General features: G+C 58.0%; 24 protein-coding genes and 1 tRNA gene. 14 read left to right on the forward strand and 11 right to left on the reverse strand.

All coding sequences use genetic code 11. The features are described 5' to 3' along the window. Positions 1-5: 5 nt before the first annotated feature. Positions 6-3,161 carry an efflux RND transporter permease subunit gene (locus B472_RS01345; RefSeq protein ID WP_026039745.1) on the reverse strand — a complete coding sequence of 1,052 codons (3,156 nt, stop codon included), beginning with the start codon at positions 3,159-3,161 and terminating at the stop codon, positions 6-8. Positions 3,162-3,165: 4 nt separating this feature from the next. Continuing rightward, positions 3,166-4,305 (reverse strand): efflux RND transporter periplasmic adaptor subunit, encoded by a 1,140-nt coding sequence (locus B472_RS01350; protein ID WP_019428030.1) that lies wholly within the window; start codon positions 4,303-4,305, stop codon positions 3,166-3,168. An 85-nt stretch (positions 4,306-4,390) separates the two neighbouring features. On the opposite strand from B472_RS01350, the gene B472_RS01355 reads away from it, so the two are divergent. Continuing rightward, positions 4,391-5,509, forward strand: coding sequence for a squalene/phytoene synthase family protein (locus tag B472_RS01355; RefSeq protein ID WP_026039746.1), 1,119 nt, complete (start codon positions 4,391-4,393; stop codon positions 5,507-5,509). A gap of 31 nt (positions 5,510-5,540) precedes the next feature. Further along, positions 5,541-6,380 carry a presqualene diphosphate synthase HpnD gene (hpnD, locus tag B472_RS01360; protein ID WP_019428032.1) on the forward strand — a complete coding sequence of 280 codons (840 nt, stop codon included), beginning with the start codon at positions 5,541-5,543 and terminating at the stop codon, positions 6,378-6,380. Positions 6,381-6,410: 30 nt separating this feature from the next. On the opposite strand, the gene B472_RS01365 is transcribed toward hpnD, so the two are convergent. Together B472_RS01365 and B472_RS01370 are read right to left on the reverse strand one after the other, a co-directional pair. Next, a complete protein-coding gene (locus tag B472_RS01365) occupies positions 6,411-7,061 on the reverse strand; it encodes a glutathione S-transferase family protein (protein WP_019428033.1) in 651 nt (216 codons plus the stop codon). A 57-nt stretch (positions 7,062-7,118) separates the two neighbouring features. Continuing rightward, on the reverse strand, positions 7,119-7,826 hold the full coding sequence (locus tag B472_RS01370) for an HAD family hydrolase (protein ID WP_019428034.1): 708 nt from the start codon (positions 7,824-7,826) through the stop codon (positions 7,119-7,121). Positions 7,827-7,845: 19 nt separating this feature from the next. Here B472_RS01370 and hemH point away from each other — a divergent pair, with 19 nt between their 5' ends. From hemH to B472_RS01405, 7 genes are all read left to right on the forward strand, one after another. Continuing rightward, positions 7,846-8,934: a ferrochelatase gene (hemH, locus tag B472_RS01375; RefSeq protein WP_026039747.1), complete on the forward strand. Its 1,089-nt coding sequence runs from the start codon at positions 7,846-7,848 to the stop codon at positions 8,932-8,934. Positions 8,935-9,217: 283 nt separating this feature from the next. Further along, a complete protein-coding gene (locus B472_RS01380) occupies positions 9,218-9,544 on the forward strand; it encodes a helix-turn-helix transcriptional regulator (RefSeq protein ID WP_019428036.1) in 327 nt (108 codons plus the stop codon). A 16-nt stretch (positions 9,545-9,560) separates the two neighbouring features. Continuing rightward, positions 9,561-10,064, forward strand: a complete 504-nt coding sequence (locus B472_RS01385; RefSeq protein ID WP_026039748.1) for an arsenate reductase ArsC — start codon at positions 9,561-9,563, stop codon at positions 10,062-10,064. Then, positions 10,061-10,720, forward strand: coding sequence for an MIP/aquaporin family protein (locus tag B472_RS01390; RefSeq protein ID WP_019428038.1), 660 nt, complete (start codon positions 10,061-10,063; stop codon positions 10,718-10,720). The genes B472_RS01385 and B472_RS01390 overlap by 4 nt, the downstream gene beginning before the upstream one ends. Before the next feature lie 2 nt (positions 10,721-10,722). Next, positions 10,723-11,145, forward strand: a complete 423-nt coding sequence (arsC, locus tag B472_RS01395) for an arsenate reductase (glutaredoxin) (protein WP_026039749.1) — start codon at positions 10,723-10,725, stop codon at positions 11,143-11,145. After that, on the forward strand, positions 11,123-11,860 hold the full coding sequence (gene arsH, locus B472_RS01400) for an arsenical resistance protein ArsH (RefSeq protein ID WP_026039750.1): 738 nt from the start codon (positions 11,123-11,125) through the stop codon (positions 11,858-11,860). Before arsC ends, arsH begins: the two co-directional genes overlap by 23 nt. Before the next feature lie 241 nt (positions 11,861-12,101). Then, positions 12,102-12,434 (forward strand): hypothetical protein, encoded by a 333-nt coding sequence (locus B472_RS01405; RefSeq protein ID WP_192877845.1) that lies wholly within the window; start codon positions 12,102-12,104, stop codon positions 12,432-12,434. A 71-nt stretch (positions 12,435-12,505) separates the two neighbouring features. Here B472_RS01405 and B472_RS01410 read toward each other — a convergent pair. From B472_RS01410 to cysS, 6 genes are all read right to left on the reverse strand, one after another. After that, positions 12,506-12,598: transfer RNA gene (locus B472_RS01410), tRNA-Ser, on the reverse strand. 17 nt (positions 12,599-12,615) lie between these two features. Beyond that, positions 12,616-13,878 carry an aspartate kinase gene (locus tag B472_RS01415; protein ID WP_019428042.1) on the reverse strand — a complete coding sequence of 421 codons (1,263 nt, stop codon included), beginning with the start codon at positions 13,876-13,878 and terminating at the stop codon, positions 12,616-12,618. Between the two features lie 164 nt (positions 13,879-14,042). Then, the gene (gene tilS / locus B472_RS01420) at positions 14,043-14,999 is read right to left on the reverse strand and encodes a tRNA lysidine(34) synthetase TilS (protein ID WP_019428043.1); all 957 of its coding nucleotides are present in this window, start codon (positions 14,997-14,999) and stop codon (positions 14,043-14,045) included. 29 nt (positions 15,000-15,028) lie between these two features. Further along, positions 15,029-16,003 carry an acetyl-CoA carboxylase carboxyltransferase subunit alpha gene (locus tag B472_RS01425; RefSeq protein ID WP_019428044.1) on the reverse strand — a complete coding sequence of 325 codons (975 nt, stop codon included), beginning with the start codon at positions 16,001-16,003 and terminating at the stop codon, positions 15,029-15,031. Positions 16,004-16,048: 45 nt separating this feature from the next. Continuing rightward, entirely contained in the window at positions 16,049-16,699 is a 651-nt protein-coding gene (locus B472_RS01430; RefSeq protein ID WP_026039751.1) for a DNA-3-methyladenine glycosylase, read from the reverse strand. Beyond that, positions 16,696-18,072 carry a cysteine--tRNA ligase gene (cysS, locus tag B472_RS01435; protein WP_026039752.1) on the reverse strand — a complete coding sequence of 459 codons (1,377 nt, stop codon included), beginning with the start codon at positions 18,070-18,072 and terminating at the stop codon, positions 16,696-16,698. Before cysS ends, B472_RS01430 begins: the two co-directional genes overlap by 4 nt. A gap of 260 nt (positions 18,073-18,332) precedes the next feature. Between cysS and B472_RS01440 the strand changes: the two genes are divergently transcribed. From B472_RS01440 to B472_RS01455, 4 genes are read left to right on the forward strand one after another with little or no spacing between them, the layout of a single operon-like run. Next, a complete protein-coding gene (locus B472_RS01440; protein WP_019428047.1) occupies positions 18,333-18,839 on the forward strand; it encodes a tetratricopeptide repeat protein in 507 nt (168 codons plus the stop codon). Between the two features lie 38 nt (positions 18,840-18,877). After that, positions 18,878-19,483 carry a peptidylprolyl isomerase gene (locus B472_RS01445; protein ID WP_040506072.1) on the forward strand — a complete coding sequence of 202 codons (606 nt, stop codon included), beginning with the start codon at positions 18,878-18,880 and terminating at the stop codon, positions 19,481-19,483. A gap of 4 nt (positions 19,484-19,487) precedes the next feature. Next, positions 19,488-19,994: a peptidylprolyl isomerase gene (locus tag B472_RS01450; protein WP_019428049.1), complete on the forward strand. Its 507-nt coding sequence runs from the start codon at positions 19,488-19,490 to the stop codon at positions 19,992-19,994. 11 nt (positions 19,995-20,005) lie between these two features. Next, positions 20,006-20,800: a UDP-2,3-diacylglucosamine diphosphatase gene (locus B472_RS01455; protein ID WP_019428050.1), complete on the forward strand. Its 795-nt coding sequence runs from the start codon at positions 20,006-20,008 to the stop codon at positions 20,798-20,800. Here the strand turns inward: B472_RS01455 and B472_RS01460 are convergent. Next, entirely contained in the window at positions 20,778-23,606 is a 2,829-nt protein-coding gene (locus B472_RS01460) for a DUF349 domain-containing protein (RefSeq protein WP_050995484.1), read from the reverse strand. The two genes, B472_RS01455 and B472_RS01460, sit on opposite strands and share 23 nt — an antisense overlap. Before the next feature lie 374 nt (positions 23,607-23,980). Here B472_RS01460 and B472_RS01465 point away from each other — a divergent pair, with 374 nt between their 5' ends. Beyond that, positions 23,981-24,715: a transglycosylase SLT domain-containing protein gene (locus B472_RS01465; protein ID WP_133176045.1), complete on the forward strand. Its 735-nt coding sequence runs from the start codon at positions 23,981-23,983 to the stop codon at positions 24,713-24,715. The last annotated feature ends 24 nt before the right edge of the window (positions 24,716-24,739 follow it).

Here is a 24,739-nt window from a genome sequence, read left to right on the forward strand (position 1 = left end):
CAAAATCAGGCACGGGCTTGATTTGGCCGCTCAATTCGGAACCAGGCCGCGTACATGGCCGGCAAGGCCAGCAGGGTCAAGGCCGTGGCCACCACCAAGCCCCCCATGATGGCCACCGCCATCGGTCCCCAAAAGATGCTTCGGGACAGCGGGATCATGGCCAGCACCGCCGCAGCCGCCGTGAGCACAATGGGACGCAAACGCCGCACCGCTGACTCGACGATGGCCTGCCACGGCGCCATACCGGCCGCCCGGTCCTGCTCAATTTGGTCAATCAAGATGACCGAGTTGCGCTGAATCATGCCCATGAGCGCGATCACGCCCAGCAGAGCCACAAAACCAAAGGGCCGATCAAGCACCAACAAGGCCCCTGCCACACCCGCCATGCCCAGTGGCCCCGTCAAAAAAACCAACATCGCCCGGCTGAAGCTTTGTAGCTGCAGCATGAGCAGCGTGAAGGTGATGAACAGCATGATGGGCACGCCGGCCGCGATCGAGGCTGAGCCTTTGGCGCTTTCTTCAACGGCACCGGACACCTCGATGCGGTAAGCGCTCAAGCCCTGACCTTGCCAGGTGGCCTCGGTCTTTTTCAGCTCAGGCAGCAACTGCGCCGTCACCGTGGCCCCCTGAAGGCCTTCGGCAATATCGGCCTGCACCGTGATGGCGAATTGCCGCCCCTCGCGCCACATCACGCCAGGCTCCCAGGTCAAAACCGGCGTGGCCACTTGCAACAAAGGAATGAACCGACCTGAGGCCGTGGGCACATAAGCTTGACTCAAGTCGGACAAGGCATCGCGCTCGGCCAGCGGCTGGCGCAAAACGATGTCGATCAGTTTGTCACCGTCACGGAACTGGCCCACGGGGGCACCGGACAGCAAGGTGCGTGAAACCTGGGCAATCGACTGGCTGCTCACACCCAGAGTGCGGGCTTTGGCCTGGTCGACCTCCAGTCGCACCGACTTGACCGACTCGTTCCAGTTGTCGTTCACGCCGCGCGTGTTGGGGTTCAGGCGCATTTGTGCCTTGATTTCTTCGGCCTTCAGGCGCAGAACCTTGGGGTCCGGCCCCACCACCCGAAACTGCACCGGATAGGGCACAGGCGGCCCGTTGGGCAACAGCTTGACCCGCCCGCGCACTTCAGGGAATTCCTGCGCCAGCAAGGCTGGCAACTTAGCCCGAAGCACTTCGCGGGTTTTCAAATCGGTGGGCTGCACGATCAGTTGCGACACGTTGGTCTGCGGAAACACCTGGTCGAGTGGTAAATAAAAGCGCGGTACGCCCGAACCGACCCAAGCCGTGACCGATTTGACGCCCTGCTCTTGCGCCAAGCGCTGCTCTACACGGCGGGTGATGTCCTCGCTGGCCTTGACAGGAGACCCCTCAGGCAGCCACAAGTCCACCATGATTTCAGGACGTGAAGAGTCCGGGAAGAACTGCTGCTGCACCTTGCCCATGCCCACGATCCCCATGGCGAACAAAAAGACCGTGATGCCAATCGTTTTCCAGCGGTGCGTCACGCACCAAGTCACCCCAGCGCGAAAGTGCCTGTAAAACGGCGTGTTGAACATCTCGGCCGAATCCAGGTGCTCCGCCGACACGGCGTGCGCAGGCGGCTTGAGCAACCAGGCCCCCAAATAAGGCACAAAATAAACCGAAGCCACCCAACTGACCAAGAGCGCCACCACCGTCACCGCAAAAATCGCGAAGGTGTACTCGCCCGTCATGGACTTGGCCATGCCAATCGGCAAGAACCCGGCAGCGGTGATCAAGGTGCCCGTCAACATGGGCATGGCGGTCAACTCATAGGCAAAGGTCGCCGCCCGCAGCTTGTCGTAGCCCTCTTCCATCTTGCGCACCATCATCTCCACCGCGATGATGGCGTCGTCCACCAGCAAGCCCAAAGCGATGATGAGCGAGCCCAATGAAATTTTGTGCAGGCCAATGCCCAGGTAATGCATGGCCAAAAACGTGACCGCCAACACCAGCGGAATCGTGATGCCCACCACCAACCCCGGGCGGATGTCCAGCGTCCAGCGCCGCCACATGGGGTGTTGGCCCGGCCGCTTGTGCAGACCCAAGGCCAAAAAACTCACCGCCAACACGATCACCACCGCCTCGATCAACACCTTGATGAACTCGTTGACCGAGCTCGCCACCGCGCTGGGCTGGTCCTGGACCTGCGTCAACGTCATGCCCGCAGGCAGGCTGGCTTGGGTAGACGCCATCGTCACGCGCAAAGACTGGCCCAGGGCAATGATGTCGCCCCCTTTGGCCATGGACACACCGATCGCAATGACTTCTTGCGCATCGTGCCGCACCTTGACGCTGGCTGGATCGGCATAAGCGCGTGTGACTGTGGCGATGTCTGACAAACGGATTTGCGCACCCGATGCGCCGCGAATGGGCATGGCCCTCAAGTCATCCAGGCTCTGAAACTGCCCGCCCACTCGAACTTGAACCACATCGACTGGCGACTGGATGCTGCCCGCCGGCTCCACCGCGTTTTGCTGGCTGAGCTGAGCCAGCACAGCCCCCATGTCCAAGCCCATTTGTGCCAAGCGCTGCTGCGAAATTTCAACGAATACCTTTTCGTCTTGCACGCCAAACAACTCAACCTTGGCCACATCGGGCACGCGCAGCAGTTGCTGGCGCAAGCTGTCGGCCTGGGTTTTGAGTTCGGCTGGCGTAAAACCCTGACCACCCAGCGCGTAAATCACGCCGAACACATCCCCAAATTCGTCGTTGAAAAATGGCCCCACCACACCCGGCGGCAAGCTGCCGCGCATGTCACCGATCTTTTTGCGCACGGTGTACCAAATCTGCGGAACAGCCCCGGGGTCCGAGTTGTCTTTGATCTGAAAAATGATCTGCGCCTCACCCGGCTTGGAATAACTTCTTATCTTGTCGGCAAAGGGCACCTCTTGGAGGGTGCGCTCGATTTTGTCGGTCACCTGCTCGGCCACTTGCTCGGCCGTGGCGCCGGGCCAATAGGCCCTCACCACCATGGCGCGGAAGGTGAAGGGTGGGTCTTCGTCTTGCCCCAGCTGAAAATAAGACGCCATGCCCAGTACCATCAACACCACCATCAGGTAGCGGGTCAGGGCCGGGTGCTCCAGCGCCCAGCGCGAGAGGTTGAAACGGGTGTTGTCGGTGCTGCTCATGGGATCACCGTGCTGGTGCAACCGAAGCAGCAGGGGCCATGCTTGGCACTGCGCCATAAATCGTGACCTTTTGACCCGGCGACAGCACATGCACCCCAGCGCTCACCACTTTTTGCCCTGGTGTGAGCCCCGATCTGATGACGACATCGTTGCCATTGACCGGGCCCAACTGCACCCCCTGGCTGTTGACCGTCATGGTGGTTTCGTCCAGCACCCACACCGCCGTGCCCTGCCCCTCTTGGCGCAGTGCACTGGTGGGCAGCACCATCGCCGTCGACGCTGAACCAGACAGCCCTGGCGCCCTCACATTGAGCGTGGCCCCTAAAGGCAAAGCTATACCGCCCTCCAGCGCCAACTTCACGGTGAAGGAGCGCGTGACCGGATCGGCCATGGCGGCCAACTCCCTCACTGAGCCTTGCACGGTTTGCCCCGTGCTGAGTACCGTGGCCTGCATGATTTGACCGGTCTTGAGCGCCATGATGATCGATTCGGACACCGCAAAAACCGCATCGCGCGGGCCATCGTGGGCCAAACGCACCACGGGCTGTCCCGCCGAAACCACTTGACCGACCTCAGCCTCCACGCCGGTGATCACACCCGCATGGCTGGCCACCAAACGGGCATAGCTTGCTTGATTGCCCTGCGCCTGCGCTTGGGCCTTGGCCTGACTCAATGCCGCGTCCGCCGCCTTCAAACTGGCCTCGCGCCGCTCCAGTTCGGCGCCGCTGATGAAGTTTTGGGCTTTCAAGGCCTCAAAACGTTTGAAATCAGCCAGAGCCAAGTCGCGCTGGCTTTGCGCAGCGCTGACCTGCGCCTGAGCTGCCGACACAGCCAACTCAAAATCTTGCGCATCCAGCACCGCCAACAGCTGCCCGGCGACCACCCGCTGTCCAGGTTCAACGGCTCGCTGCACCAGTTTGCCGCCGACCCTGAAGCCCAACCGGGACTCGACCCGGGCACGCACCTCGGCTGAAAATGTCCCGTCCACCGTCAAATCGCTGCCCGCCACAGTGATCAACTTGACCGAACGCAAAGGCTCCAGTGGCGCCTCGGTCTTGGAACATGCTATTAAAGTCAACAAAAAACCAGCAAAACCGCAGAAACGAAGAACTCGCCCTGAGGCGAGTGACATCAAAAAATGCATGGTGTGTCCAAAGAAAAATAATGACCGATTGGTTAGTAATTTATTCAAAGCGGTTGCAGCTGTCAAGCGACAATACCGATTGACCATGACAACACCCCCCCTATTTGGACGACGCCCACCCCGTGGATTGAACGCAGAACAAGGCCAGCTCCTGCGCCGCGTCTCCCGTTCGTTTGACTTGTCGATCCGACTTTTACCGTCCGTTTTACAAGCCCCTGTGGCCATCGGCTATCTGTTGGCCCGAGCGACAGACACCGTGGCCGACACCAGCGACCTGCCCTTGGCGGAGCGGCAAACCCTGCTGCATCTCATGACGCAGGCCATCGCCGTCACTTCAGATAGCGATGAACAACTCAGCCCGCTGCCCAAGCTCACCCAAGCCTTTGCCGCGCAACAAACCAACCCGCACGAACGCGCCTTGATGCAAGCGCTGCCGCAATGTCTGCCATTGCTGCACACCTTGTCTGAGCCTGATCAAGCCAGCGTGCGTACCGTACTGGGCCACATCACCCGGGGGCAGCAACTGGACATGACCCGCTTTGGAAACGGCCCCCATCGGCTTGAGTCTTTGCAAACTGAAACAGAGTTGGACGACTACACCTGGCTGGTGGCGGGGTGCGTGGGGGAATTCTGGACGGCGTTGTGCGGCCGCCACTTGCCAGACTATGCCCTTTTGCCCCAAGACGAGATGATGCACATCGGTCGCCAATACGGCATGGGCCTGCAACGCCTGAACATTGTTCGCGACATGGGCGCCGACTTGGCAGACGGGCGCTGCTACTGGCCGGTCGAGACTTTGGCAAAGGCTGGCCTGACGCCCGAACGGCTGGCAGAAGCTGCACGCGCCACAAACGGCACAGGCAATGCCAGCGAGGCAAACTCTCGAAAAATCAACACACTGACATCCATCACCCCGCTTTACAACCAGTGGCTGGACACCACCCAGTCTCAGTTGGCCTGTGGCATGCGGTATGCATTGGCGGTCAAGCCTTGGCGTCTGCGCCTGGCCAGTGCACTGCCCGCCTTGATCGGTGCCCGCACCGTGGCTCTGCTGCGAGAGGCTGGCCCTGCGGCCCTGACCCAAAGCATCAAAATGCCACGCCATGAAGTGCGCGCCCTGCTCTGGCGCATCGCCTTGGGCCTCGGGTCTGCGCCCGTTCTGGAAAGAGAATTTCTCCAATTGTCTCGCCGGCCCCAGCCTTGAGTCTGCGCTTTGAATGCGAGAATCCCAGTCCATGAGCCCGCAAGATTACGTCCAGCAAAAAGCCGCTGCTTCAGGCAGCAGTTTCTATTACGCTTTTTTGTTTTTACCGCCAGAGCGGCGTGCCGCGATCACTGCCTTTTATGCGTTTTGCCGTGAAGTCGACGATGTGGTTGACGAAATCAAAGACCCCGGCGTGGCGGCCACCAAACTCGCCTGGTGGCAAAAAGAAGTCCTGCAAGCCTTCACCGGACAGCCCAGCCACCCCGTGATGCACGCCCTCATGCCCTTGGCGCCCAGCTTCGGCATTGAGAGCCGCCACCTGATGGCCGTGATCGAAGGCTGTCAGATGGACCTGAACCAAACCCGGTATTTGGACTTTGCGGGCCTGACGACGTACTGCCATTTGGTCGCCGGTGTGGTGGGCGAAGTCGCCGCCCGCATCTTTGGCCAGACTGACGAAGCCACCACCCATTACGCCCACAAGCTGGGTCTGGCTTTTCAGATGACCAACATCATCCGCGACGTGGGCGAAGACGCCATGCGCGGGCGCATCTACCTGCCACTGGATGAGCAGCAGCGCTTTGGCGTCAAAGCCAACGAACTGATGCAGAGGGATTATTCAGACCGCTTCAAAGCGCTGATGCAGTTCCAGACCGACCGTGCCCACGCCCTTTACGACGAAGCCCTGGCCCTGCTGCCCGCCGCCGACCGACGCGCCCAAAAACCCGGCCTCATGATGGCCAGCATCTACCGCACCTTGCTGCGCGAAATCGAAGCCTCGGGCTTTCAGGTCCTGCACCAACGCATCGCCCTCACGCCCCTGCGTAAACTGTGGCTGGCTTGGAAGATGCAGGCCTTGGGTCGGTTTTAAAGGCCCCTCTTGCCCTGCCTCTTGGTGCTGTTACTTCATGCCCCGGGCTTGCGCCTGAGCCGGACGGGCCAAACACGCCTCCATCCAGCTTGATACCGCCGGGTACTGCGCCAACAAGCCAGGCGCAGGACGCAGCCAGCCCACCACACTGGCCACGCACACATCGGCCACCGTGAAGCGTTGCGCAGCCAAATGCGCCTCGCCTTTGGCGTTTTGGGCCTGCAAGTGGGCTTCCAGCACCGCCAATGGCACCTTCAAGCGGCTTTCAGCCTGTTCGGCCAACTCCGGCTTGCGCTGGTCAGCGGGCATGGCCATGCGGTGCATCAACACGGTGAGCGCGTCTTTTTCCAACTCGGACACGGTCCAAAAGCTCCAACGCAAGGCCTCGGCCTCTTCACGGGGCGTGGCGGGGGTGAGCGACTGGCCATCGGGACGGCCATGCACACGGGCAATGTACAAAGCGCAAGCCATGCTCTCCCACACAGTCACCGTGCCATCGTCACGCTCGTCGATCAGCACCGGAATGTGACCATTGGGGTTCAGTGCCAAAAACTCGGGCGTTCGGGTCGCCCCACCGGCATAAGGCGTGCCTGTGTGTTCAAAGTTCAAGCCCAGTTCCAAGGCGGTCCAGAGGGGTCGGGCTGCGCGAGAGGCGCCAATGCCGTAAATCTTCAAAGTCATGGGGTTCTCCAAGTGTCAAATTGCAAAAAATTTCAAGCCGGTTCTCACGCCGCAGGCTTAGCGCTCATAGTCAGACCAACTGGCGCACAACAGATGCAAGTCTCGCACCTCCAAGTGCGGACGGGTGTCGCCATGGGTCCAGTCGTGGCCTTCGCGGTTGAGCCAGGCCACTTGCATACCCGCTGCCAAAGCACCCACACAGTCGGCGTGGGCATCGTCACCCACGTGCAATACCTCATGGGGCTGCACGCCGGCAGCAGCAGCTGCCGCTTCAAAAATGCGCAAATCGGGCTTGGCCACGCCCAAGGACTGGGCGCTCACGCTGGCGCGAAAGTGCTCCCCAATGCCCACGCGGTGCACGTCAGCATTGCCGTTTGACAGGGCGATCACAGGGTAGCGTTGGCTCCAAAAACGCAAGGCCGGCAACGCATCGTCAAACAAATCCACCCGCTGACGCTCGGCAAAAAAGACCTCAAAAGCTGGCTCGGCCAAGTGCAGCGAATCACCGGCTTGCTGCAACATGGCGCGAATGGACTGCAGACGCAAAAACGACAAATCGTGAGCCCGGTCCGAATGGCGGGCATTGATTTCGGCGCGAACGGTTTTTTTGAGTTCAGCATCGGCCGACAAGACCGCTGTGTTTGGCGCATGTGCGGCCAACCAGGCCTGCAAGGCGTTTTCTGCACGGCCAATCGTGGGCCAGACGGGCCAAAGTGTGTCGTCCAGATCGAGGGTAATGGCTCTGATTTTGGTAATGTCAATCATGGTGGTGGGAGAATACCGCATGGCATTTCAAAAAGAACCCTCTTTCCAGCATGGTCAGGCAGCTCGCACGGCTGTTTTGTATTGCAATCTGGGCACGCCCAGCGCCCCCACAGCACCTGCACTGCGCAAATACCTGGCCGAGTTTTTAGGCGACAGCCGCGTGGTCGAAATCCCCAAACCCATTTGGTGGCTGATCCTGCACGGCATCATCTTGCGCGTGCGTCCGGCCAAATCGGCCGCCAAATACGCCAGCATTTGGACCGAGCAAGGCTCGCCCCTGAAAGCTTTTACCGAGCAACAATCCCAATCATTGGGCACCTCACTGCAAGAGCGTGGCCACCATGTCACCGTGCGCTACGCCATGCGCTATGGCCAGCCGTCTATCCCGGCGCAACTGAGCGCCCTCAAAGCAGAAGGCGTGCAGCGTGTCCTGATCTTGCCGGCCTACCCCCAATACAGCGGCACCACCACAGCCAGCGTGTTTGACGCGGTGTACCACTGGGGCCTCAAGACCCGTCTGATCCCCGAGATGCGCTTCGTCAATCACTACCATGACGACACGCGTTACATCGCTGCATTGGCGCAAACGGTGCGCGCCCACTGGGCTGCGAATGGGCAATCCGAACAATTGCTCATGAGCTTCCACGGTGTACCGGAAAGAACCCTTCAGCTGGGTGACCCCTACCACTGCGAGTGCTTGAAAACAGGCCGCTTGCTGGCCGAAGCCCTGGGCTTGCGCAAAGACCAATACAAGCTCACCTTCCAGTCGCGCTTTGGCAAAGCCAAATGGCTCGAGCCCTACACCGAACCAAGCCTGGTCGCCATGGCTGGACAAGGTGTGAAATCCGTCGATGTGATTTGCCCCGGCTTCACCAGCGACTGCTTGGAAACTCTGGAAGAAATTCAGCTTGAAGCCAAAGAAGCCTTTTTGCACGCGGGTGGCGAAAGCTTCAACTACATCCCTTGCCTGAACAACGACGCACAATGGATTGAAGCCCTGACCGACATCAGCTTGGACCACATGCAGGCTTGGGACTTGTCGGCGCCTGACGCAAAAGCCTTGGCCGCGAGCCGCGAACGAGCTTTGGCACACGGGTCCAAGGCCTGAAAAGAAAAAACCCTGAACAGTCAGACTGTTCAGGGTTTGGTCTTGGCGGAGCAGAACGTGCTTCATCACAAACCGCCTAAGTTTCCCAAGGACAAGCCGATCAAGCACTTGGGTTTCAATGCATCATTCTAAATGTTGAGACAGCCATCTCGCACAAACGGGTAATTGAAAATTCAGTTGGAATTGCTAGCCTGCACAACGGAAAAATGATCTGAGGGGGTCATTTGTCATTAACATCAATCGCTGACATACAATAGTCACATATTTCCAGTAAGGTTGAATCATGGAAGACAAATACGTCATCAAAGCACTCGCGGCGCTAGCACAACCCAACCGACTTCAGATTTTTCGCTTGTTGGTCGTGAAAGGCGCGGAAGGGTTGACGCCCGCGCTGATCGCTGAGGAACTGGGTATGCCCGCGAACACTCTTTCATTTCACCTGAAAGAGTTGATGCACGCAGATCTCATTTCGCAAGAGCGCAGTGGCCGCAACCTGATTTATCGGGCGCAGTACGACCGCATGAATGCAGTGTTGTCCTTCCTGACCCAAAACTGTTGCCAAGGGGAGCCCTGCGAGGTCAGCCCTGAGGATATTTGCAAAACCTGCTAAACCTAAGGAATCCAAAGTGACTGAAGACAAACCATTGAACGTACTTTTTCTATGTACCCACAACTCTGCTCGCAGCATCTTGGCTGAAGCATTACTCAACCATATAGGTCATGGAAAGTTCAAGGCTTTCTCTGCCGGTAGCAGCCCAGCTAAAGATCAAACTCCTAACCCAATGACGATTGCTACGTTAGAAAAAGCTGGTGTTTCAACCGAAGGATTGACTAGCAAAAGTTGGGATGTTTTTGCTACACCTGATGCACCGCATATGGATTTGGTGATCACAGTTTGCGACAACGCAGCTGGCGAAGTTTGTCCCTATTGGCCTGGTCAACCTGCAACCGCGCATTGGGGTTATGCAGATCCTTCAGAGACAGTGGGCACTGAAGAACAAAAACAAGAAGCTTTCAAGCAAACGCTTCATCAAATCAAAAGACGCCTGGATCTGTTTACAAGTCTGCCTTTAACAAGTCTCAGCAAGATGGCTTTGGAAAATACAGCTCGAGATCTCGCAACAAAATGATTCATTGGAGAAGATATTTTGCTGAGCTAATTGGCACAGCAGCCTTGTTGTGTGCCGTAATCGGCTCAGGCATCATGGCCGAGCAATTGGCAGACGGGAACACAGCCGTTGCTCTTTTGGCCAATACGCTTGCCACTGTCTTTGCTCTTTATGTGTTGATTGAAACACTAGGGCCAGTCAGTGGTGCGCATTTCAATCCAGTTGTGTCGATGGTCATGGCCTATCGCAAAGATTTGGCCCGTCATCACTTGGTGGGCTATGTGATCGCTCAGCTCACAGGTGCTGCATTGGGCGCGTGGGCGGCTCATGCAATGTTTGATCTCGAAATACTGCAATGGTCCACGAAAGTGAGAACTGGTCCTGCACAGTGGTTTGCTGAGGCAGTAGCTACATGTGGCTTGCTATTTGTGATCTTGCGCTCCCCCGAAGGTAAGGCATCGACTATTGTTGCTTGCTATATCGGCGCAGCATATTGGTTCACTGCTAGTACATCTTTTGCGAATCCAGCAGCTGCGTTCGGTCGCATGTTCAGCAACACATTTGCAGGTATCACACCATTTGACGTTCCAGCTTTTGTTGTTGCTCAAATAGTTGGCGGATTCCTCGGCTTGTTCCTTCATTCATTATTGAAGTCAGACCACCTCCACAGTCATTAAGAATTGATATGGTCAAAATTTTCCACAATCCAAAATGCGGCACTTCTCGGAATACATTAGCCCTGATTCGAAATTCAGGCGTTGAACCTGAGATGGTGCTTTACTTAGAGACACCTCCCTCCAAGGAACAGCTCAAGAAGTTGATCGCTGATATGGGCATTCCTGTCAGGGACATACTGCGTCAAAAGGGTACGCCATATGAAGAATTGGACTTAGGTAATGCGAAATGGAATGACGAAGAGTTGTTGGACTTCATGATGGCGTACCCCATTTTGATCAATCGGCCAATTGTTGTGACCCCACTTGGAACAAAATTGTGCCGTCCATCTGAAGCAGTGCTTGATATTCTGGTGAATCCACAGATGAGCGCTTTTTCTAAAGAAGACGGTGAAGTTGTCATCAATGAAAAGGGTTTGCGTGTCTAAGGTCACTGATCAATTGCCCAACCTTGATCAAAGCAGCCTCAAGTTGCCTCAGCAAGAACTTTTGTCGCCCTCGAAGCCCTCTACTCACCCACCTCGGATTTTGATGTTGTATGGCTCTTTGCGCGAGCGCTCTTACAGCAAGCTATTGACATTAGCGGCAGCCAAGTTGCTTGAAGCAATGGGTGCAGAAGTGAAGGTGTTTGATCCATTAAATCTTCCTCAACCAGATGCCGCACCAGATACGCATCCAAAGGTGAAGGAGTTGCGTGATTTGGCAGCTTGGTCAGAGGGGATGGTTTGGTGTTCGCCTGAACGCCACGGTGCAATGACTGGGATCATGAAAAGTCAGATCGACTGGATCCCATTGTCAGTAGGCGCTGTTCGTCCAACCCAAGGCAAAACCTTGGCCGTGATGGAGGTCAGCGGTGGCTCACAATCTTTCAACGCCGTGAACCAAATGCGCATCTTGGGGCGCTGGATGAGGATGCTGACGATCCCCAACCAAAGCTCAGTGGCTAAAGCGTTCTTAGAGTTCGAGGAAGATGGCCGCATGAAGCCATCGGCTTATTACGACAGAGTGGTAGATGTCATGGAGGAACTGGTTAAGTTCACGCTTCTGACGCGTGATGCCGCACCTTATTTGGTTGACCGTTACAGCGAGCGTAAAGAATCTGCCATTGAACTTTCCAAAAGAGTGAATCAAAAATCAATTTGAACTCAGAGCAATCAGAAAGGTTAGATCGACTTGATAGCTCTTGGGGATCGAAGCAACCATGCGGCTCCACGAAACAAACGGGGGTTCCCCGGCACATGAACTATGGATTGGAAATCCGAAACATCGCCACAAGTAAATGCTTGCTCGTGCATGCACTAACCCACCCCGCTGAGAAAAATGCCCAGCCAACCGGTATGAACCTATATGAAACCACTGCATATAGGCATCAAGGAGCAAGGCCATGGCTACTAACAACACCTCATCCTCGAACCGACGGGCTAAAAAAATGGGTGACGTGCTGGACGTCCTGTCCAGCGGCATCGCCAAAACAGCGGCCAACGAACCCAAGTTCGAGCCCAAACTGTTGGTTCCAGAGGTCCCGGCCGAACCAGCCCGCCAGCTCCTGACAGAAATAATGCTCGCTGATCGTTGGGTGTGTTCAGTCGCACGCCTTCAGCGCTGGCGCACCGTCGGCGAGGGCCCGCAGTACTTGAAGATCGTGGGGAAAGTTTTGTACCGGCTCAAAGACATTGAGGCCTATGAAGAAGCCTGTCTGATCCGGAAGGTGTTCTAGCGGCACACCCAAGGAGGCCCCGAACGGGTTGTAAATTGTTCGAACGACTTGGAATCAGTTCGAAATAGTCTTGGCGGAAACGGAGGGATTCGAACCCTCGATGAGGCTCTACACCCCATACTCCCTTAGCAGGGGAGCACCTTCGGCCACTCGGTCACGTTTCCAGTGAGCAAATTATAACTTAGGCTTGATCCAGATCGAAGGCTTTGTGCAGGGCGCGCACAGCCAACTCCATGTATTTTTCGTCGATCACGACCGATGTCTTGATTTCGGAAGTCGAGATCATCTGGATGTTGATGCCCTCTTCGCTCAGGCTGCGGAACATCTTGCTGGCCACGCCCACATGGCTGCGCATGCCGATGCCCACAATGGAAACCTTGCAGATCTTGGCATCGCCCAGCACTTCAGCCGCACCCAAGGCAGGCAGAACTTTTTCCTTGAGCAGGTCAATCGTCTTTGAGTAGTCGTTGCGGTGCACCGTGAAGCTGAAGTCGGTCTTGCCGTCTTTGCTCAGGTTTTGGATGATCACATCGACTTCGATGTTCGCATCGGCCACTGCACCCAAGATTTGGTAGGCGATACCGGGCTTGTCGGGCACGCCCACTACAGAAATTTTGGCTTCGTCGCGGTTGAATGCGATGCCGGAAACGACGGCTTGTTCCATTTGTTCGTCTTCCTCAAAAGTGATCAGGGTGCCGGATGCGGCTTCTTCGGTGATGTCGATGTCCCAGGGCGTGAAGCTGGAGAGCACGCGCATGGGCACTTTGTATTTGCCCGCAAATTCGACCGAGCGGATTTGCAAGACCTTGGAGCCGAGCGATGCCATTTCGAGCATTTCTTCAAAGCTCACGGTGTGCAGTCGGCGCGCTTCGGGCACCACGCGAGGGTCTGTGGTGTAGACACCGTCCACGTCGGTGTAAATGAGGCACTCGTCGGCTTTGAGCGCGGCTGCCACGGCCACGGCCGAGGTGTCTGAGCCACCACGGCCCAGCGTGGTGATGTTGCCGTTGTCGTCCACACCTTGAAAGCCGGTGATGATGACGACCTTGCCCGCATTCAGATCGGCCATGACCTTTTCGTCATCGATCGACTGGATGCGCGCTTTGGTGAAGGCGTCGTTGGTTTTGATGGCGACTTGCCAACCGGCATAACTGACCGAGGGCTGACCTTCGGATTGCAGCGCAATGGCCAGCAGCGCTGAAGAGGCCTGCTCGCCGGTGGAAGCCAGCATGTCGAGTTCGCGGCTGTAAGTGGTGTCGGGCTTGGCGGGCGCCAGCTCTTTGGCCAAACCCAAGAGGCGGTTGGTCTCGCCGCTCATGGCGCTGGGCACCACCACGATCTGGTGGCCAGCGCGCGCCCATTTGGCAACCCGCTTGGCGACATTGCGAATGCGCTCGGTCGAGCCCATCGAAGTGCCGCCGTATTTGTGAACGATCAAAGCCATGTGTAGTGCTGAAGAAAAAATGAAACCGAGTGGTCAAAGCCAAAGAACCTGTCCACCGGACCCGGAAAAACCCTAGATTGTACCCACCGGCCTGACAGTTTCTTGACCCAAGCCCAAGCCCGATGTTTCTCAGTCGGTGGTGTTTTTGAGCGGTTTGCAGGCGGTCATGTGCTGCGCCAGGCCAGGTGCTCACCGGCTCGCTCGATGTAGCCCTGCCCCACTTTCAGGTGCAGCCGATGGCCTCGGGTGGTGCAGACCTCGATTTGACCCAACAACTCGTTCAACTGTGCGGTGCTGGGCGTGGTGGCATGGTGTTGTCGCAACCAATGGCGCAGCACCAAAGCTTGGCGAGCGCGGCTGAGTTGCTGTACCGCTTGAATGCGCGGAGGCACACCTGTCTGAGACAAGTCTTGCGCGGCCACTTCGTTCAAAACTTCTTGGGCCTGGGCTGCATGGGCTGCGCTGCGGGCAAAGGTTTCCCGAAAAGCCGGTAAGGCCTCGGCCAAGGCGGGTAAAACTTGGGACCGAATGCGGTTGCGGGTGAACTTTTGATCGCTGTTGCTGGGGTCTTCGATCCACGCTTGACCCTGGCTGCGCAGCCATTCGCGCAGCACACGGCCCGGCACGCTCAGCCAAGGGCGATGCCAGTGCAAGCCCTGGCGCTGCCACTGGGCTGGCATGCTGGCCAAACCGGGCAAGCCCGCCCCCCGCGACAAAGCGATGAGCAGGGTTTCGACTTGGTCATCGGCGTGCTGTGCCAACACCACGTCACGCACTTCGGGCCATTCACTGTGCACGGCTTCCGACAGCGCCTTGTAGCGGGCTTGACGGGCAGCGTCTTCGGGGCTTTGGCCCGGAGCGTGCCCAGCATCCACACGGCGAACGACCAGCGGTACGCCCCACTGTTCGCAAAGGTGCGCGCAATGCGATTGGAAATCATCGGCGGCAGCTTGCAACCCGTGGTGAATGTGAACCGCCCTCACCTGACCTGGCCAGCGCTGGGTGCAGGCCAACAACAGGGCCACAGAATCGGCGCCACCACTCAAGGCCACCGCAAAAGGAAGGCCCGGACTGAACTCAGCCAAGGCCTGTTCGGGCGTTTTGGTGGTGTGTTGCGACATGTGTGAAGCTCAAAGGCTCCGCAGCTTGTTTACTTACCCGCTTTGGTGTCCGTGAAACGGCCGTAGCTGTTCAGCCGTTCATACCGGCGATCCAGCAACTCTTTGGGCTTGAGGTCCGCCACTTGACGCCAAGCTTCGCCCAGAGCGCGTTTGAGAAAGGCCACCATTTGGTCGGTGTCGCGGTGAGCGCCGCCAATGGGTTCATTGACGATTTTGTCAACCAGTCCCAAAGCCTTGAGGCGGTGCGCTGTGATGCCCAAAGCATCGGCCGCGACTTCGGCTTTTTCGCTGGTCTTCCAGAGGATGGAGGCACAGCCTTCTGGGCTGATGACCGAGTACACCGAGTACTGGAGCATCAAGACCTGATCGGCCACTGAAATGGCCAAAGCGCCGCCCGAGCCGCCTTCGCCAATGATGGTGGTGATGATGGGCACCTCAAGTTGGGCCATCTCGAAAATATTGCGCCCAATGGCTTCGGACTGGCCGCGTTCTTCGGCGTCGATTCCGGGGTAGGCGCCAGGCGTGTCCACAAACGTGAAGACCGGCAGCTTGAATTTTTCGGCCGTTTTCATGAGCCGCAAGGCTTTGCGGTAGCCCTCGGGTTTGCTCATGCCAAAGTTACGCAGCGTGCGCTCTTTGGTGTCGCGCCCTTTTTGCTGACCCAGCACCATGCAGGCTTGGCCATTGAAACGGGCCAGGCCGCCCACGATGGACAGGTCGTCAGCGAAGTGGCGGTCGCCATGCATCTCGACAAAGTCGGTGAAGATGCCGTGGATGTAATCCAATGTGTATGGGCGCTCGGGGTGGCGGGAAATTTTGGTGACCTGCCAGGGGGTCAGGTCGCTGTAAATGTCTTTGGTCAGTTGCTGGCTTTTTTTGCTCAGCTGCTCGATTTCGAGGGTGATGTCCACCGCCGACTCGGTTTGCACGTAGCGCAACTCTTCGATCTTGGCTTCGAGTTCGGCAACGGGTTGCTCAAAGTCGAGAAATGATTTTTTGGCCAAGTTGGACTCCTCTGTTCTAAACCGGGTGGACGCTTTGTCCAGCCCTCAATACGCCACCGGAACCGGATCCAGCGAGCGCCAAATATACCAAGTTGCTACGGTGGCATAGGGGCTCCAGGCTTGGGCCACCTCACGGGCATCGCTGCGACTGACCGGCTCACCGGAAAAGTAGTTGCGGCTGATGCCATTGATCAAACCCACATCATCGAGTGGCAACACATTGGGCCGAAGCAAGTGGAAAATCAGGAACATTTCAGCCGTCCAACGGCCAATGCCCCGGATGGCCACCAGTTCGTCAATGATGGCCTCGTCGTCCATCTCTTGCCAAGCCTTGACGTGCACAGCGCCAGAGCTGAAGTGAACGGCCAGATCGACCAGGTACTCGACTTTGCGCACCGACAGGCCTGCAGCACGCATGTCGTCCACTTTGAGCTTGAGGACGGCCGCAGGGGTCATGCGCTTGCTCAGCAAGGCAAAACGATCCCAAACGGTTTGGGCTGCTTTGACCGATATTTGTTGGCCCACGATGGACCGCGCCAAGGTCACAAAGGCATCGCCCCTTGTCTCGAGAATGGCATCGCCAAATTGCGGGATCAGTTTTTTCATGACCCGGTCTTTTTTGGCCAGGTGTGCACAGGCCTCCGCCCAATAGGCCGGCGTGACCGGCACAACGGTGGCCACCACAGTCGCGCTCATGGCGCCGCCTCCCATGTGGTGCCCGAAGCCGAGTCTTTCAGCACAATGCCTTGGGCCAGCAAGTCGTTGCGGATGCGGTCGGCCTCGGCAAAGTTTTTGGCCTTTTTGGCGTCGGCACGGGCTTGAATGTGCGCCTGAATGGCCGCCTCATCCAAACCGGCACCCGCCTGCAAGTAAACCGTCGGGTCGGTCTGCAGCAAGCCGAGCAAGCCACCCAAAGCCTTGAGCAGGCCTGCGCGCTCGGCCGAACCATGGCGGTTGACCTCGCCCGCCAACTCAAACAGCACGGCCACCGCCTCGGGTGTGCCAAAGTCCTCGTCCATGGCGGCTTTGAAGCGTGCTGCCAGGGGCTCGGCCCAGTCGATCTGGATGTCGGCCGGTGGCACGGCTTGCAGTGCGGTGTACAGGCGCTTTAAAGCGCCTTTGGCGTCGTTCAGGTGCACATCGCTGTAATTGAGCGAACTGCGGTAATGGCTGCGCACGATGAAAAAGCGCACGGTCTCAGGGTCGAATTCTTTCAGCACATCACGGATGGTGAAAAAGTTGCCCAGGCTCTTGGACATCTTCTCGTTGTCCACATTGATGAAGCCGTTGTGCATCCAATAGCGGGCCAGAGGCTGACCGTTGGCGCCTTCGCTTTGGGCAATTTCGTTTTCGTGGTGCGGAAACTGCAAATCGGCCCCGCCACCGTGGATGTCAAAAGTCTGGCCCAGCAGCTCGCAAGCCATGGCCGAGCACTCGATGTGCCAGCCGGGGCGGCCTGTGCCAAAGGGGCTGGCCCATTTCACGTCTTCGGGCTCGGTGGGCTTGGCACTCTTCCAGAGCACAAAGTCCAGCGGGTCTTGCTTGTCCGTCTCCACGGCCACACGCTCCCCGGCATTCAATTCGTCCAGCGACTTGCCGGACAACTTGCCGTAACCCGCAAACTTGCGGACCGAATAGTTCATGTCCCCGTTGCCAGCGCGGTAAGCCAAGCCTTTTTGCGCCAGCGTGCCAATCATGCTCAGCATTTGGGGCACGTAATCGGTGGCGCGGGGCTCGTGTTGGGGGCGTTCAATGCCCAAAGCATCGGCGTCCTGGTGCAGCGCATCGATCATGCGGTCGGTCAAGCTGCGGATGGTTTCGCCGTTTTCCAAGGCGCGTTTGATGATCTTGTCGTCAATATCGGTCACGTTGCGCACATAAGTCACCCGGTAGCCACTGGCTTTGAGCCAACGTTGAACCACATCGAACGCAATCATTGAACGGGCATGGCCCAGATGGCACAGGTCATACACGGTCATGCCGCACACGTACATGCGCACATGACCGGGCTCGGCGGTTGAAAATTCGGAGACAGCACGGCTGAGCGTGTTGAAAATGCGCAAACTCATGTTTGATAAAAAGAAGGGGCGGTAAAAATCCGCCAAGGTCGCAAACAGCTCGGGTTGGCGTCTGCGGTTCAACACCCCAACAACCCGGTGAAGCCAGCAAACTCGGAACTGAAGAGGGTTTTGGGCACCCGGAAAAAGAAAGTGCTCCGCTACAATGGCCGCTCAGTATATCCCCGTGCCCAGGTGCTTGGCGCTCTTTTGGCGTCAGGTTTTGCCTCCTTGACAATCGGGACACTCACCCACAACTTTTTCGGGCTCGCATGCGAATTTGGCTGACCTTGATGGCTTTTTGCACACTCTGGACTTTGAGTGCCAGTGCAAGAGCGGACATCTACACAGAAGTCAACGCGCTGGTTCAAAGCGGTCAATGGCAGCCCGCACAAGCTCTGGCGGAGTCGCGTCTCAAAACCACCCCAACCGATCCGCAGATGCGGCTTTTGCTCAGCCACATCCAGACAGGATTGGGGCAAACCCAAGCGGCCATGGACACCTTGAGAGCCTTGACCTTGTCTTTTCCAGAGTTGCCCGAGCCCCACAACAACCTGGCCGCATTGCTGGCACGCGCCAACCGGCATGAAGAAGCCTTGCAGTCATTGCAGGCAGCCGTTCAGGCCCGCCCAGATTACGCTTTGGCTCTGGAGAACATGGGCGACCTGTATTTGGCATTGGCCGCCCGCGCTTACGGACAAGCGCTCCATTTGACGCCCACCGTGCGACGCCTGCAAAACAAACAAGCGAACACCCAACAGGTTTTGAAAGCGCCTTGAGTTGGCCTTTTCAATTGGCCCAACACCCTCTGATCGTGATGACCCCATTTTTAAATATCCCCCGTCGCTTGACCTGCGTGTTGTTGGCCATGGGCCTGCTGGCGCCCATTGCCTCTTGGGCTCAAAACCCAGCACCTCTGAGCAAAGTGCGCATCACCACCTCCTTGGGTGACATTGAAGCCGAGTTGTACGCCGACAAAGCGCCTAAAACCGTGGCCAATTTTGTCCAGTACGTGAACGACAAACACTACGACGGCACGATTTTCCACCGCGTGATCCCTGGCTTCATGGTGCAAGGGGGCGGCTACGACGGTCAGTACCGAGAGAAGAAAACCCGTGCGCCAGTGGCGCACGAAGGCCGACAAGCCTTGGCCGCTGGCCTGAAAAACACCACGGGCACGCTCGCCATGGCCCGCACCAACGATCCGCAATCGGCCACGGCCCAGTTTTTCATCAACGTGGTCGATAACGCCTTTTTGGACCCGAGTTTTCAAAGCTTCGGCTACACCGTTTTTGGCAAAGTCACGTCCGGCATGGACGTGCTCCAAAAAATCCGCAATACGCCCACGGGCGCAGGCGGCCCCTTCCCGACCGATGTGCCCCGCACGCCGGTCGTCATTCAAACCATCACTTTGTTGAAGTAACACCATGAGCAACCCACAAGTCGAACTGCACATCACCGGCTACGGCGTCATCACCCTCGAACTGGACGCCGAAAAAGCCCCCAAGTCGACCGAAAACTTCCTGGCCTATGTGAACAAGGGCCACTACAACAACACGATTTTTCACCGTGTCATCCCCGGCTTCATGGTCCAAGGCGGCGGCTTTGAGCCCGGCATGAACCAAAAGCCCACCGATGCGACCATCGAAAACGAAGCCAACAATGGCCTGAAAAACGACAAGTACACCGTGGCCATGGCCCGCACCTCGGCGCCCCACTCGGCCTCTTCCCAGTTCTTCATCAACGTCGCCAAAAACGACTTCCTGAACCACACGGCGCCTTCCATGCAAGGCTGGGGCTATGCCGTGTTCGGCAAAGTGGTCAAGGGCACCGAAGTGGTCGACCAGATTGAAGGCGTGAAAACCGGCAACCGCGGTGGCCACGGCGACGTGCCCAAAGAGGACGTTGTGATCGAAAAAGCCATCGCCCTTTGATGGTTTGAGCCATGTCTGACCCGCGCACCACCTCGCCGATCTTCGGCCAGCTGACCGCGCCACAGGCATGGCAGACCGTGGACTTGATCTCGGATCTGCATTTGCAGGCCTCCGAGACCGCCACTTTTGAAGCCTGGCGTGACTACATGGCCAGCACCCCGGCAGACGCTGTGCTGATCCTGGGCGACCTCTTCGAGGTTTGGGTCGGGGACGATGCCGTGGCGAAAGATCCATTTTTGGCATCCTGCGCCGACGTGCTCAGCCAAGCGGCTCAGAGGCTGCATGTGGCCTTCATGCCCGGCAACCGTGACTTTTTGGTGGGATCCGCCTTCTTATCCGGCTGTGGTGTGCATGCGCTCGTTGACCCTTGCCTGCTCGAATTTGGAACCCAACGGCTTTTGCTGAGCCATGGCGACGCCCTGTGTTTGGCGGATTTGGATTACCAAGCGTTCCGCGAGCAAGTCCGGGGTGAAGATTGGCAACATGATTTTTTGGCCAAACCTCTGACCGAGCGATTGGCTTTGGCACGCGCGATGCGTTCCCAAAGCGAGACCCAAAAGCACACCCACAAGCAGTTCGCAGATGCAGACGCCGCGATGGCCTTGAATTGGTTGAACCGGGTGGCCGCCAACAGTCTGGTGCATGGCCACACCCACCAGCCCGCAGACCATCCACTGGGTCAGGGGCTGCGGCATGTGCTGAGCGATTGGTCGCTTGACCATGAACCCCACAGGGCTCAGGTCATGCGGCTCGATCGATCAGGCGGCTCGAGCCGTCTGAATTTCACGCACGCAAAAGGTTTTTGAGCGCGTTTTGCAAACGACGCGCAGTCGCCTCTTCGTGTGGCCCTGACAAGACTTGCGCCACATCCTGGGCCCATGTTTCTTTGGGGCCGGGCTGGTTGCGTTGGGTCAGCAACTGAAGTTGCAGTGCACGGCGCGCATTCAATTGATCAGCGGGTGTGGGGATTTCGGCTGCCATTTCAAGGCGCAGCAAGGCGTTAGCGGCTGGTGCCTTGGCCTCGGCGCCCACAGCTTGAACCCAAGCCTGTCGAACCGGAGCAGGGACGGCTTTGCCCAATTCTTGCGAGGTCGGCAATGCATCGGCCTGCCTGCCTTGCCAAGCGCCGATCAAACGGGTCAAGGTTTCGCCATGCGCTTGTGCGGCGAGTTTGCGCAGCGACATTTCTGCGCGCTCCATCGCCTCACGTTGCGCACGGAAGGCAGCGTCGCCCAAACGTGGGCCACGGTCTTCGCGGAAATCGCCACGCGGCGCACGGTCCGCAAATCGGTCACCAGCGCGTCCGGGGCCACGGTCAGCACCGGGTCGCACGCCGCGCTCGCCTGGGCGCGCATCTCGGCGACCATCACGGCCGGTCGGCGCCTCCGTGCGCTTTTGACCAGGTCGGTCGTCGCCACGAACGGCGACCACGGGTTTGGCAGGCTTGACCACCGCTGCTGGCGCAGGGGCTGGCGTCTGCTCACCGGTTGCATCTGTTGTGGACAGGGCCGCGTCCTCTTGGGCCCCTTCACCAGAGGCCATCTCTGCCTTGTCGGCTGGCGCCGCATCGTGGGTCGTCGAATCCGCTGTTTCATTGGATGCCGTCTCATGAACCGCTGCTGCAGCCACGGGCTGCACCGCTGGCGCGGACTGCACAGCTTTGGCCTGCAGGGCTTGGCCGCGCAAAGCAGCGTCCAAGGCGCCCATGGCCGCGCGAATTTGGACGACATCACCACTGGCATTGGCGGCATCCAAGGCTTTGGACGCATCGATGACAGCACGGTCATGGTCGCTGATGGGGCCAGCCGCTTGTGGGCGCTCTGTGCCTTTGCGCTGGAAAGCTTCGTCCAAAGGCGCACGGAAGACTTCCCACAATTTTTGTTCTGTTTTGCGGTCTAAAGGCACAGACTGCGCCTCGACTTGCCAGCGTTGCTGGAGGGCTTTGACCGCGTCGATGCGCAAGGCAGGGGCTGCGCCCACCGCTTGGGCTTCCTGAATCAAGGCTTGGCGTCGCTCAATGCTGGCTTTTTGGGCCGCCTCAAGCCGAGCGGCTGCCGCTTTGAAAAGACTTTTCCACTGGCTTTGCATTTCGCCAAAGGCTTTTTCGCTCAAATGACCTGCGTTGCGCCAACGATCGGCAAACTGGTGCAAGGCGCGCAACTGGGCGCGCCAGTCGTCACTGTCGACATGGGCAGCCGTCCAAGCCTTGACTTCGTCCATCAGGGCGACGCGCTGTGCACGCTGATCGGCCGAGTCTTTTTTCATCTGTTCAAGCCAAGCCAGCACGGCTTTGTAAGCCTCGTTGCACGCGGCATCGAAACGCTTCCACAGACCATGGTTGGGCAAGCCACCTTGGTCGATTTGCTTCCAGCCGTCACGCAATTGGCGCAGCTTGTCTTGCAGCTTGCGCCCACCCACGGTGGGTACTTTGTTCTCGTCGAGCAAAGCTTCGGCTTGGGTGACCAAGTCAAGACGCACTTGATCGGCCAACCAGCGCTGCCAACCCTCCGCATCGCCAGCCGCAGTGAGGGCTTTGTGCAGGCGCTCATCCAAACTGGTGTCCAGATTTTTGCCGTGCGTTTTGAGTGCCGTGCGCAAAGCGACGCAAGCCTCGGGCAGCGGCACGCCAGGGTTTTCGGTGATTTGTTTTTCCAGGCTTTCCAGCGCTTGGGTGACCGTTTGGAGCGCCAACTCACGCAGGGCTTGGCGCTGGGCCGGGTCGATTTTGGGTTTGGCTGGCTTGTCGGATTTGTCCGACTTTTCGGCATTGGACGCACCGGCGCTGGCCACGGGGCCTGTGGGGGCCTGCACCATTTCGCCGCGCTGACGGCGAATCTCGTCGGCCCACACGGGCACCGGGGGCAAAGCCGCACTGGCATCGCCCAAAGCCTCATTGGCCAAGACCAGGGCAGCCGAAAAACCATCCCACACCGCTTGCATTTGTTTGCCAGCGGCATCCAATTGGTGGGGGTACTTCAGGTCAACGCTGGGCCAAACGGCGCTGACGGTGAGCGCTTGGGCCTGGGTTTGCCACTGCGCCACATCGTTTTGCAATCCGGCATGGCCGTGTTCGGCTTCGGCCAATGGCTTGGTCGACAAGACCTCAATGCGCTGCGCCAGCAAGACCGCCGATTCGCGTTGCACCATGACCTGGTGTTGCAGGTCTTCAACGCCTTTGACCACCTCCACCAGCTTGACTTTGAGGCTGGCTAAAGGCTCGCGCGACAAAGGCGCCCCTGCTTTGGCAGCGTCGCGTTGCCAAGCCAGCGCGTCGGCCATGTTCAGGCGAGGTGCCGACAAAATCAGCTCCGCTTTTTGTGCCCAATCGCTGGCCAATGCCTCTTGTCCATGACTGCGCTTGATCTCTTCGATCTTTTCCTTGAGCTGTTTGGCCACACCCTTGTCTTTGGTCGACAGCTCACGGTACACGTCATTCAACAAGGCTTCGCTGGGCCCCGTCTGTAGCCACTCGCGCAAACGGGCGCTGCGATCACCTGAAGTGGTGGCTTGAAAGATCCCGGCTGTCAGAGGGTCCAGGTTGGCGAGATCGAGGGGCTTGGAGGGAGTGGTCACGGTAAAGGCTTTAAAACACAAGGTATGCCGGGCTGGCATCACGCGAGGCCAGAGCGTGCGCGCTTGCACACAGCTCCAGCCAGAAAGAGGTGTATTTTCGCCGTTATTTCACGCCCATTGCGTGTTGACCCACTTTCCTTTGCAATCTCAGCTGTTTAGGGGCCCACCATCTTTTCAAAATACTCACTTTGATATATGGAAGTATTTTGATATGTGATTTCAAATACTTTTATCCTTTAAAATCAACCATCTCTCCGATCAAGACGCGTCCGTACGGCAGTCAAAACGGAGTCTTTGACCCCAGTGATCATCACTTGTGGTCACTGCCCATCCATCCACCCATCCGAACAGACTCCGCTGAGAGCGCGGTCTTGCCATGGCCTGAGAGGAACAATGTGACCGACAAAGTGAAAATGAAAAGGATTTCTTTGAGCAAACACCTGCATGAAAGCTTCGTGCGTCTGACCCGCCACAGCTTCGCCCTGCTGGGCATGGCAGGCTTGGTTTTGGTCTTGGTTTTTGCCAGTCAACCCGCGTGGCGACTGAGCGCAGGCCACAACCTGATCAGCTGGTTGGATTCGAGACAAGACAACCAACTGGCAGATTCAGTGTCCACTCACGCTGACCTCAGCGCAACGCCGTCGGACCCTGTCACCCAATTGGCTTTGACCGAAGAACAACAAGCCATCACACGTTGGCTAAGCCGCAGGTACAAGTTATCTCCAGAGCCTCTGGGTGGCCTGGTCGCAGAGGCATGGGCTGTGGGTGATCGCATCCAAGTCTCCCCCACGTTGTTGCTGGCCGTCATGGCCATTGAGTCTCGGTTCAACCCTTTTGCCTCGGGCACCCAAGGTGGCATTGGCCTGATGCAGATCGAGCCCAACGCACTGCATTTGGCTTTGTTGCCTTTTGGTGGCCCCTTGGCGGCGTTTGATCCTCTGACCAACCTGCGCGTGGGCGCTCGGTACCTGCAAACGCTCATCGCGCAAAGCACATCCGTGGAAGCAGCCTTGCAGTTGTATGCCGCAGCCTCTGGGCAAGCCAACGTTGCCGAATATGCCATCCGGGTTCTGGCCAAGCAACAACAGCTTGAATCCATGACACGCAACGCCAAAGGCATTGAAGTCGCGCAAAACAGCCGACTTTAGTCACCAGCTGCGTCCATTTCTGGG

Origin of the sequence: Limnohabitans sp. Rim28 (assembly GCF_000293865.2) — a bacterium.
In the GTDB taxonomy this organism is placed as follows: Bacteria; Pseudomonadota; Gammaproteobacteria; order Burkholderiales; family Burkholderiaceae_C; genus Limnohabitans_A.

Bases quoted from the DNA above. Each gene is read 5' to 3' on its own strand.
- B472_RS01345 (WP_026039745.1), bottom strand. From the start codon at position 3,161: ATGAGCAGCACCGACAACACCCGTTTCAACCTCTCGCGCTGGGCGCTG.
- B472_RS01350 (WP_019428030.1), bottom strand. From the start codon at position 4,305: ATGCATTTTTTGATGTCACTCGCCTCAGGGCGAGTTCTTCGTTTCTGC.
- B472_RS01355 (WP_026039746.1), top strand. From the start codon at position 4,391: ATGACAACACCCCCCCTATTTGGACGACGCCCACCCCGTGGATTGAAC.
- hpnD (WP_019428032.1), top strand. From the start codon at position 5,541: ATGAGCCCGCAAGATTACGTCCAGCAAAAAGCCGCTGCTTCAGGCAGC.
- B472_RS01365 (WP_019428033.1), bottom strand. From the start codon at position 7,061: ATGACTTTGAAGATTTACGGCATTGGCGCCTCTCGCGCAGCCCGACCC.
- B472_RS01370 (WP_019428034.1), bottom strand. From the start codon at position 7,826: ATGATTGACATTACCAAAATCAGAGCCATTACCCTCGATCTGGACGAC.
- hemH (WP_026039747.1), top strand. From the start codon at position 7,846: ATGGCATTTCAAAAAGAACCCTCTTTCCAGCATGGTCAGGCAGCTCGC.
- B472_RS01380 (WP_019428036.1), top strand. From the start codon at position 9,218: ATGGAAGACAAATACGTCATCAAAGCACTCGCGGCGCTAGCACAACCC.
- B472_RS01390 (WP_019428038.1), top strand. From the start codon at position 10,061: ATGATTCATTGGAGAAGATATTTTGCTGAGCTAATTGGCACAGCAGCC.
- arsH (WP_026039750.1), top strand. From the start codon at position 11,123: ATGAAAAGGGTTTGCGTGTCTAAGGTCACTGATCAATTGCCCAACCTT.
- B472_RS01405 (WP_192877845.1), top strand. From the start codon at position 12,102: ATGGCTACTAACAACACCTCATCCTCGAACCGACGGGCTAAAAAAATG.
- B472_RS01415 (WP_019428042.1), bottom strand. From the start codon at position 13,878: ATGGCTTTGATCGTTCACAAATACGGCGGCACTTCGATGGGCTCGACC.
- tilS (WP_019428043.1), bottom strand. From the start codon at position 14,999: ATGTCGCAACACACCACCAAAACGCCCGAACAGGCCTTGGCTGAGTTC.
- B472_RS01430 (WP_026039751.1), bottom strand. From the start codon at position 16,699: ATGAGCGCGACTGTGGTGGCCACCGTTGTGCCGGTCACGCCGGCCTAT.
- cysS (WP_026039752.1), bottom strand. From the start codon at position 18,072: ATGAGTTTGCGCATTTTCAACACGCTCAGCCGTGCTGTCTCCGAATTT.
- B472_RS01440 (WP_019428047.1), top strand. From the start codon at position 18,333: ATGCGAATTTGGCTGACCTTGATGGCTTTTTGCACACTCTGGACTTTG.
- B472_RS01445 (WP_040506072.1), top strand. From the start codon at position 18,878: ATGACCCCATTTTTAAATATCCCCCGTCGCTTGACCTGCGTGTTGTTG.
- B472_RS01450 (WP_019428049.1), top strand. From the start codon at position 19,488: ATGAGCAACCCACAAGTCGAACTGCACATCACCGGCTACGGCGTCATC.
- B472_RS01455 (WP_019428050.1), top strand. From the start codon at position 20,006: ATGTCTGACCCGCGCACCACCTCGCCGATCTTCGGCCAGCTGACCGCG.
- B472_RS01460 (WP_050995484.1), bottom strand. From the start codon at position 23,606: ATGCCAGCCCGGCATACCTTGTGTTTTAAAGCCTTTACCGTGACCACT.
- B472_RS01465 (WP_133176045.1), top strand. From the start codon at position 23,981: ATGAAAAGGATTTCTTTGAGCAAACACCTGCATGAAAGCTTCGTGCGT.